7 protein-coding genes (1 of these 7 running past the window's edge) are annotated in these 10,110 nt (G+C 42.9%); all 7 read right to left on the bottom strand.

All coding sequences use genetic code 11. From position 1 onward, the window contains the following. A protein-coding gene (locus QC759_RS05240) for an MJ0548 connectase family domain-containing protein (RefSeq protein ID WP_048073463.1) crosses the window boundary here: on the bottom strand, positions 1-75 show its 5' end (the start). The gene continues 855 nt to the left of window position 1, outside the view; 75 of the gene's 930 nt are visible here — the first part of the coding sequence; it begins with the start codon at positions 73-75; its stop codon lies off the left edge, out of view. Between the two features lie 247 nt (positions 76-322). After that, a complete protein-coding gene (locus QC759_RS05235) occupies positions 323-1,213 on the bottom strand; it encodes a methanogen output domain 1-containing protein (RefSeq protein WP_048073462.1) in 891 nt (296 codons plus the stop codon). Further along, the gene (locus QC759_RS05230; RefSeq protein ID WP_048073461.1) at positions 1,213-2,979 is read right to left on the bottom strand and encodes a response regulator; all 1,767 of its coding nucleotides are present in this window, start codon (positions 2,977-2,979) and stop codon (positions 1,213-1,215) included. Before QC759_RS05230 ends, QC759_RS05235 begins: the two co-directional genes overlap by 1 nt. Positions 2,980-3,072: 93 nt before the next feature. Beyond that, the gene (locus QC759_RS05225; RefSeq protein ID WP_048073460.1) at positions 3,073-3,516 is read right to left on the bottom strand and encodes a response regulator; all 444 of its coding nucleotides are present in this window, start codon (positions 3,514-3,516) and stop codon (positions 3,073-3,075) included. 69 nt (positions 3,517-3,585) lie between these two features. Then, entirely contained in the window at positions 3,586-4,488 is a 903-nt protein-coding gene (locus tag QC759_RS05220) for a sensor histidine kinase (RefSeq protein WP_048073459.1), read from the bottom strand. A gap of 531 nt (positions 4,489-5,019) precedes the next feature. Further along, entirely contained in the window at positions 5,020-7,956 is a 2,937-nt protein-coding gene (gene uvrA, locus QC759_RS05215; RefSeq protein WP_416374510.1) for an excinuclease ABC subunit UvrA, read from the bottom strand. An 82-nt stretch (positions 7,957-8,038) separates the two neighbouring features. Next, a complete protein-coding gene (gene uvrB, locus QC759_RS05210; protein ID WP_048073457.1) occupies positions 8,039-9,994 on the bottom strand; it encodes an excinuclease ABC subunit UvrB in 1,956 nt (651 codons plus the stop codon). Between the last annotated feature and the right edge of the window lie 116 nt (positions 9,995-10,110).

Raw genomic sequence — 10,110 nt, 5'->3', positions numbered from 1 at the left:
TAAAAAACCTATACTGCGCTTGTCACCGGCCATTACACAGCCTTTACTTCCAACGTAAGTTATAATCAGGCTCATTAAATCACCATAATAGTTAATTAAAGGTTTGTTCATGGGGATGTGGTTTACATTGAATATTAAGTGTTTCCCCTAATTTAATGTATTTTATTGAATTTCTATTGATTATTTAGATGTTCAATCCTCATTTAGCATGATTTTAATTTATAGTTTTGGTGTAATCGATACTGAGTTAGTGTAAAAAATAGGGATTTTTTAAAAAAATAAGGGGATATTAATAAAAAATTTGTGTTTAAAGAATTAATGTTCAGGGGGTGGGTTTTTCCTTCTTCATAAAGGGTACATTGAACTTGAATGTGCAGGAGTCGGCACCATCGGCAATGGTGGTTCTTTTTTCAACTTTACCCTCCATACCGGTCCAGTCGAATGTTTGTTGCATCATGGATTGGCAGTTAAGGCAGAAAATCGGTTTTTTCTTGGCATCCTCAATCCAGGGGCAATTTAGGAATTTGAAAAGGTGCACATGTCCTTTAGCATCGATTTTGGTTTGGATACCGAAACCAGCAAAGAATTTGGCCACCCAGTCCAGGTAGGCATTGTAAATACTTTCCAGATCATTTAAACCCTGTTCTTCAATGATATCGCCCAGTTCTCTTTCTAAACGGGGCCTCATATCTTCTTCTAGGCGGGATGCGAAGATTTTGAGGATGGTGTCTTTGATCTCCTCTTCAGATTGATCAGCGGTGGTGAGACTGGAGTTAAGAATGAAATCATAAAAATCAGCCAGAACCTGTTTTTTAACAATTTCGCTCTTTTTTTGATCTTCAGCATGTTTATACAGGGCCATTTCTATATTGGCATTTAGTTCGCTCTTTTTAAATGGCTTGATTATGTATCCGTAGGGTTCAGTCATACGGGCCCTTTCCAGAACTTCCTCGTCTGAATAGGCAGTCAAGTAGATTACCGGTATATCCAGCTGATTGCGTATTTTAGCCGCAGCTTCAATACCATCCATACTCCCTTTAAGAACAATGTCCATTAAAATCAGGTCAGGTTCTGTTTTTAAGGCTGTTCCAACGGCGTCCTCACCAGTGTAAACCGTGTCCACTACGTGATGACCCAGGTCTTCCAGTTTTTGTTTTATGCCCATGGCCACTATTGCTTCGTCTTCAACCACCAGTATCCGGGATTCGGTCATCAGATCCGCTCCTTATATTTGAGTTCCTTAAATTCAATTGTAAATTCTTTATTAGTTTTATTTAAAGTTATTTTTCCATCTAACTGCTGAACCAGGTTCAAAATCAATTTCATTCCCAGAGTATCAGTTTCAGCAACTTCAAAGTCTTCAGGGAATGGTTTTCCGTTGTCCCTGATTTTTAAAATGTGGTTGCCATCTTTTTTGGTTAATTCCAGGTGTATTTTTCCCTGGCCCTGGGGGAAGGCATGTTTAAGGGTGTTGGAGATGAGTTCATTTACAATGAGCCCCCCGGGTATTGCTGTTTCAATGTTCATTATAACCTCTTCTATATCCATCTCTATCCGTATCTGGTTGGGATCCACACCATAGGAATGGAAAAGGTCATTGATAAGGTTTTTCACATAGCTGGCAAAGTTGATGTTGGTTAAATCCTCGGATTGGTACAGGTTTTCGTGTATCAGGGCAATGGAAAGTATCCGGTTTTGACTTTCCCGGTAGAGATCAATAACCTTCTGGTCTTTAATTTTAGATGACTGCAGACTCAGCAGGGTAGATACGATCTGCAGGTTATTTTTAACCCGGTGGTGAATTTCCCGGAGTAACAGTTCCTTTTCCTTTAAGGATCTCATTATTCTGTCTTCAGCCAGTTTACGTTCGGTTATGTCACGTCCCACTCCTACAAATGCTTCCAGTTCTCCTTGTTCATTCATTATAGCTTTATCTGCCCAGGCAATCCACCGCCAACCATTCATGGTTAGTAGGCGGTGCTCCAGGAACACTACGTAAGGGGGTCGGTGTAGTTTTTCCAGGGCTCTCTGGGTTTTTTTAAGGTCATCCTGGTGTACCAGGGGGAGGAAATTACTTCCCAGAATACTTTCCTCGGTACGTCCCAGAACCTCGCAGTAAGATGGACTGGCAAAGAGAACTTTTCCCTCGGGATCGAATTTAACCACCATGTCGGTCTGGTTTTCAACCAGGAGCCGGTATTTTTCTTCACTTTCTTTCAGGGCGTTTTCCATTCTTTTCTGATGGGTGAGGTCCCGACCAGTGGCGAAAATTATTCTATTATCACCCAGTTCTACCGGGGTGATGGTCAATTCTAGTATTTTAACTTCACCTTTGATCTTCAGGGGTAACTCCACTATTCTCCCGGCAGTCCAGTCTTTTAACTGCACGGGGCTTGCTTCGGGGAGTGTGAAGTGATGAATTTTCTGCTGGAGGAGTTCTTCTGGTTCTGCCTCCATAAAATCAAGTGTGGCCTGGTTGAAATCATTAAAACTCCCGTCTTCAGTAAACACTATAGTAGGGTTTTTGGTTTTTTCAAAAAGTGCCCGATATTTTTTTTCACTTTCCAGGAGTGCTTCCTGGGCTATTTTCTTCTCCAAATGTTCCTGAGCCTCAGTGAGGGCTCTTCGCACAGCGTATCCTAGTTTAGATAGGTTATGTTTTAGAACGTAGTCTGTTGCTCCTTTTTTAAGCATCTCTACTGCGAATTCTTCCCCAATCTTACCACTGACAAATATGAATGGCGTGGTGGGGGATTGTTCATGGGCTATTTTAAGTGCAGAGACTCCGTCGAACTGGGGTAGGGAATGGTCAGCCAGTATTATGTGGGGGTTCCATTTTTCCACTTCACTACGGTACTCCTCTTCCCGTTCAACACGATGACTGGTAAAATCAAAACCTTCTTTTCTAAGTTCCCTTTCTATCAGTTCGGCGTCCAAAGGAACATCTTCCAGGATCAAGACTTTAATCTCTTCTTCCATAAAATCACTGGGGAATTACTCATTAAGGTTACCACTAGTTGGATTATTCTAATAATTTGGTTAAGTTATATGATTAAAGGGTATGGAATCCTATTAATCATTAGGGGGATTGTTAATTAACATCCAGTAAAATCCGAGGGTGGATACTGCTTCGATGAAATCATCGAATTCTACGGGTTTGCTGACGTAACTATTTACTCCTAACTTGTAGCTTTCCACAATATCCCGGTCTTCCTGGGATGAAGTTAAAACAACCACGGGGATGCGGTTGGTTCGTTCATCAGCTTTGATCCGCTGCAGTACTTCCAGCCCATCTATTTTAGGCATTCTCAGATCTAATAATATGAGTTTTGGAAAGTTTTCCACATTTCGGTGGGCAAACTGACCTGTGGCAAATATAAAATCAAGGGCTTCTGCTCCGTCCTTTACCCATACTACCTGGTTGGCTAGATTTTTCCTTTTTAGTGCCCTCATGGTAAGTTCGGCATCGGTAGGGTTATCTTCCACCAGTAAAATATCAGCCTCTTCTAAATCCATTAAACACACCGTCCATTTGATTATTTATACTGTTTCATTTTGATTTACATTAAAATTTTTGGAATATTCTCACTTTTGTTTGGGCATATCTTTAGGGAGGGCGAAGAAGATGGTTGCACCTTCATCCACGGATCCTTCACCCCACACACGGCCTCCGTGCCGTCTAATAACCCTTTGTACTATGGAAAGTCCTACACCAGTTCCTTCGAACTCTTCTGGGCTGTGTAATCTCTGGAAAAGTCCGAATAATTTGTTGATGTATTTCATGTCAAAACCCGCACCATTATCTTTGACATAGTAAACCAGTTCCTTATCTTTTACTTCTCCCCCTACTTCAATTAGGGCTGGGTTTCGGCTACGGGTAAATTTAATGGCGTTTCCAATGAGGTTCTGGAATACTTGGCCCATCATGGCCCGGTCACCGTAGGCATGGGGCAGGTCACCCACAGTGAACTGGATATCCCTTCCTTCCACATCAGTCTGGAATTCCTGGTAAACACTGTTGGCCAGGGCAGTCATGTCCAGTTCATTGAGTTTCATTTCCTGGCGGCTGGCCCGGGATAATAACAGAATATCGTCAATGAGATGTCCCATTTTAGCGGTGTTGTCCCTTACAATGTTAAGGAGCCTTATCCCTTCTTCGTCCAGTTTGTCCTCATAATCCTCTACCAGTATGCGGGAAAAGCCGTCTATGGCTCTTAATGGAACTCTCAAATCGTGTGATACCGAATAAGCAAATGCTTCCAGTTCCTGATTAGCATCTTCCAGTTTATCAGTTTGAATTTTTAATTTCTGGTTTAATTCATTTAATTTTCTTATTTTTTCAATTCTTTCGGCGAGAATAGCTACCAGAACCACTACCACAATTAACATTAATAAACGGAAATAATCCTCACTGAGGGACATATTCAAAACATTATATACAGGTTCTATGGCATATAAGAAAGTCAGCATCACCGCGTTGGAGACCATATTTTACCTCCTTTTTTTAATAAAATGTTAAGTGTTTTATGTTCTTTATTATACATGTAATTTACCCCTATTCACAACTTAATAAATATTCTCCATGTCCTAGGGATTATCCATCACAAATGAACTGGAATATCTTGTCCGAGGGATATTTTTAGAGTCATTATTCTCTAGGGGGGATTTGTAAAGATAACTGTTGATTATTGGGCTGTGATGGCTAAATTAAAGGGGTTTATAAATTTTTTAGGATATATTCAGTTGTTTTGATCTAGTTTTAATCATTTGTTATATTGATATAACACCAAGTTAAAAAAATCAGTGATAAAACTTTTAATAATAAACCACTGGTAGATGTAAAAATAATATAGCTTAAGCTACGTTAACGATAAAACCAGATGATAGGGAACTGTTGTTTTAAGATATCTGATTAAGAAAATATAAAATAATCAGAATTAAAAAAAGGGATCACTATTTTAAAAAAATGTAGAAATTAAATTTAAAAATATTTTATCCCGGTGAAAAGGGAAGAACAAGTTATTTGGCCCGGTTTTTGGAGCCAGACTCACTTAATTCTTCTCCTGATTTAACATCTGGATTCAAGGTTTCCCTTTCACTAACCAAATTTTTATCCGGGTTCAGGATGTCACTTAAGAATTTTCCAGTGTGGGAACCACTGGCGGCTATTTCTTCTGGTGTTCCCTGGGCAACAACTGTTCCACCACCATCACCACCTTCGGGTCCCAGATCAATGATGTGATCTGCGGTTTTGATAACATCCAGGTTGTGTTCAATAACTATTACCGTGTTTCCACCGTCACGCAATCTTTCCAGTACTTCCAGTAACTTTTTAATATCTGCAAAGTGTAATCCAGTGGTGGGTTCATCCAGAATGTACAGGGTGCGCCCCGTGCTCTGTCTGCTCAACTCCTTGGCCAGTTTCACCCTCTGGGCTTCTCCACCCGAGAGAGTGGTGGCGGGCTGTCCCAGTTTGATGTAACTTAAACCCACATCATCCAGGGTCTGCAGTTTCTTCTTTATACGGGGGATGTTCTCAAAGAACTCCAGAGCTTCTTCCACAGTCATGTCCAGGACTTCTGAAATGTTTTTACCCTTGTAACGCACATCCAGAGTTTCCTTGTTATATCGTTTACCCTTACAAACCTCACAGGGAACGTAAACATCGGCCAAGAAGTGCATTTCAATTTTTATTATACCATCACCGGTACAGGCTTCACACCTTCCACCTTTAACATTGAAACTGAACCTTCCTGGTTTGTAGCCACGTTTTTTGGCAGTGGGTGTCTGGGCGAATATTTCCCGGATGTAGGTGAACACACCAGTGTAGGTGGCCGGATTGGAACGGGGTGTACGTCCAATAGGGGACTGATCAATGATAATGACTTTATTCACGTATTCTTTACCGGTTATATCGTCATGTTTACCAGGGTTCATGTGTTTATGGTTAAGAGTTCCATATAATCCCTTGTAGAGCACGTCGTTGATGAGGGTACTTTTCCCGGAACCAGAAACACCGGTGATGCAGGTGAAAACCCCCAGGGGGAATTCCACATCGATGTTTTTTAGGTTATGTTCCCGGGCACCCTTCACTGTTAGGTAGTTACCATTAGGAGGGGTACGTGATGAAGGTAGGGGTATGGTTTCCTGACGTGATAAGTAATGGCCGGTTATAGAATCAGGGTTTTCCATTATTTCCTGGGGAGTTCCAGTGGCGGTAATCCAGCCACCGTGTTCCCCGGCACCGGGACCAATGTCCACCACATAATCAGCGTGTAATATGGTGTCTTCATCGTGTTCTACCACAATGAGGGTGTTACCGATATCCCTCAACTTCTTAAGGGTTTCAATGAGGCGGTGGTTATCCCGTTGGTGCAGGCCAATACTGGGTTCATCCAAGATATACAGCACACCCACCAGCCCGGAACCGATCTGGGTGGCCAGGCGTATCCTCTGGGCCTCACCCCCAGATAAACTTCCTGAAGATCGGGCCAGGGTAATGTAGTCCAGACCTACATCCTTTAAAAACTTCAAACGTTCTTTTATCTCTTTCAAAACTTCCTGACCAATAAACTGTTCCCTTTTGGATAATTTTAATGATTCAAAGAAATCATAGGAACTTTTAATGGGCATCTCCACTACTTGGGGGATGGTCATACCACCCACAGTTACGCTACGGCTTTCGGGCCGCAGCCGGGTTCCGTTACAGGCCGGACATTTACGGTCACTCATGAAATGGCCCATATAACTGCGCATGTAGTTGGATTTGGTCTCCATGTAAATACGTTCCATACGCCGCACTACTCCTTCAAAATAGCGGTTAACACGGTGCAGGCGATTTTTTCGCTGGAAAACAAATTCCACTTTATCCGGTGAACCGTAGAGTATAATCTCCTGGTATTTGGTGGGTAGATCCTGGAAGGGGGTGTCCATGCTGAAACCGTAGTGGTCAGCTACTGCCTGTAACATCTGTCCGTAGTAGTTATCACGGTGTTTGGATTTACTCCAGGGCAGGATAGCTCCTTCATTTAAAGATAATGCCGGGTCAGGAACCACCAGATCAGCATCAATCTCCATTTTACTCCCCAACCCATTACACTCGGGGCAGGCCCCGTGGGGATTGTTAAAGGAGAACATCCGGGGGCTCATCTCCTCGAAGTTGATTCCACAGTCTGTGCAGGCAAAGTGTTCACTGTAGATCTTCTCGGTTACATCCTCACCACTACCATAAACTGCAATTAGGAGGCCTTCACCCAGTTCCAGGGCAGTTTCCACAGAATCTGCCAGACGGGTTTCAAAGTCACGATCGTATCTGATAACGAGCCGGTCCACCACCACTTCTATGCTGTGCTTGAAGTTTTTCTCCAGCTGGAACTCATGGTCCAGGCTGTGGACTTCCCCATCCACCCGCACCCGGACAAATCCCTTACGCCGAAGGTCTTCAAATATTTTCTGGTGTTCACCCTTCCTATCCCGGATTAATGGTGCTAAAATCTGTACCTTGGTTCCTTCTTCTTTTTGCAGAATACCGTCCACAATCTGGCCGGCGGTCTGCTGGCTAATGGGTTGACCACACTGGTGACAGTGGGGAGTCCCAATCCGGGCAAACAGGAGCCGGAGGTAATCGTATATTTCAGTCACAGTCCCCACAGTGGAACGGGGGTTCATTCGTGTTGTTTTCTGGTCAATAGATATGGCGGGTGACAGTCCTTCAATGTAATCCACTTCTGGCTTTTTCATCTGGCCCAGAAACTGCCGGGCATAGGCCGAGAGGGATTCCACGTAACGCCTCTGTCCTTCGGCATAGATGGTGTCAAAGGCCAGGGAGGACTTCCCAGAACCACTTAACCCGGTGATCACCACGAATTTGTCACGGGGAATCTCCAGGTCAATATTTTTAAGGTTGTGTTCCCTGGCCCCTTTAATTAAAATATTATCTTTCTTATTATTCATCAGTCTGAAACTCCTTCTAGACTTAAAACCGGTTAAACAGGTTTATTCTAAATTAATACGTTCAATATTCCATTTAAAAATCTAATTATTTGGAAACTCCTTCCAAAATCAGTATTTTGTCCCTGATGTTGGCTGCCTCTTCGAAATCCAGTCGACTGGCTGCTTTTTTCATTTCTTCCTTCAAATCTTTTATAAGCAGGCGAAGTTCGTCCTTGGGCATTTTTTCCACATCGTCACGCATTATAACCTCTTTTTTCTCGGGTTTTTCTTTCAGGGTACGTACTGTGCTGCGGGGAGTAATTCCGTGATCTTCATTGTACTTCAACTGTAATTTCCGTCGATGGTTGGTGATATCAACTGCGTTACGGACAGAATCAGTTATTTTATCGGCGTAGATAACCACCTGGCCCTCCACATTACGGGCAGCACGGCCAATGGTCTGTATCAGTGCTGGTTCTGAACGAAGGAATCCTTCCTTATCGGCATCCAGTATACCCACCAGACCCACTTCTGGAAGGTCTAAACCTTCCCGGAGTAGGTTAACCCCCACCAGGCAGTCGAATTCGCCTCGGCGCAGGTCATCGATGATATCGATCCTTTCCAGGGTGCTGATTTCAGAGTGGAGGTATCTCACCTTGATACCTGCCCGGGCATAGTAATCAGTAAGGTCTTCGGCCATGCGTTTGGTTAAGGTGGTTACCAGAACCCGTTGATTTTTCTGAGTTTTTTCCTGGATTTTGGTAAGTAAATGGTCTACCTGGCCCTGAACTGGTTTCAGTATAACTTCCGGGTCCACCAGGCCAGTGGGCCTTATGATCTGTTCCACCACCTGTTGGGACAGGTTCATTTCATACTTTCCAGGGGTGGCAGATACGTAGATCACCTGATTCTCTAGGCTTTCGAATTCCTCAAAATTCAGGGGCCGGTTTTCACGGGCCGATGGCAGTCGGAACCCGTAATCAACCAGAACATCTTTACGTGCCCGGTCACCAGCATACATACCCCTGATCTGGGGTACAGTAACGTGGGATTCATCAATAATAGTCAGATAATCATCGGGGAAGTAACGCAATAGGCTGTATGGGGTTTCACCCCACTTACGTCCGGAAATGTGCATACTGTAGTTTTCAATCCCCTGGCAGTACCCCATTTCCTTAAGCATTTCCAGGTCAAATCTGGTACGCTGCTCCAGGCGCTGGGCTTCTACTAATTTGTTTTCAGCTTCCAAAACACGTAACCTGTCTTCCAATTCTTCTTCAATTCCTTTTATGGCATTATCCATTTTTTTAGGAGAGGTAACGAAGTGTTTGGCGGGAAAAACTACGATTTTATCCATTTGACGGTTCATCTGGCCAGTTACATGGTCAATGAATGATAGGCCATCCACTTCATCACCGAAGAGTTCCACTCTGATGGCGGTTTTTCCCTGGGCTGGGAATATTTCTATCACATCTCCCCTTACCCTGAATTTTCCCCGGCTGAAGTCAATATCGTTTCTTTCATACTGCATTTCAACCAGTTTGGCGAGTATTTCCTCCCGTTCAACTTGTTGCCCCATTTCCAGTTGCAGTACCAGGTTTCCATAGTCTTCGGGTGCACCGATACCATAGATACAGGATACACTGGAGACCACAATAACGTCTTCCCGGCTAAGGAGAGACTGGGTGGTGCTATGCCTCATCATATCAATCTCTTCGTTGATAGATGCCTCTTTATCAATGTAGGTATCGCTCTGTGGCACGTAGGCTTCGGGCTGGTAATAATCGTAGTAACTGACGAAGTATTCCACGGCATTATTAGGAAACAGCTCTTTAAATTCCTCGTAGAGTTGAGCAGCCAGTGTTTTATTATGAGATATAACTAGAGTTGGTTTCTGTACTTCTTTGATTACATTGGCCATGGTGAAAGTCTTACCCGAGCCAGTAACCCCTAAAAGGGTTTGATGTTTCATTCCTTTGTTTATTCCACGGGATAAAGATTTAATAGCTTTAGGCTGGTCTCCTAATGCTTTATAATTTGATACAAGTTCAAATTTTCTCATTTATCAATCCTCTCTTGTAAAAACAAAAATATTAATTAATTTCATTGTCAGATCTAAAAACAGATTATATTATCCTATCCTAACTATGGTATATATATGCACTGATTTTATGAACA

It is taken from the genome of Methanobacterium formicicum (assembly GCF_029848115.1).
GTDB classification, from domain to species: Archaea; Methanobacteriota; Methanobacteria; order Methanobacteriales; family Methanobacteriaceae; genus Methanobacterium; species Methanobacterium formicicum.
Note: the sequence above shows the minus strand (reverse complement) of the source record. Positions and strands in the feature narration are given on the sequence as shown.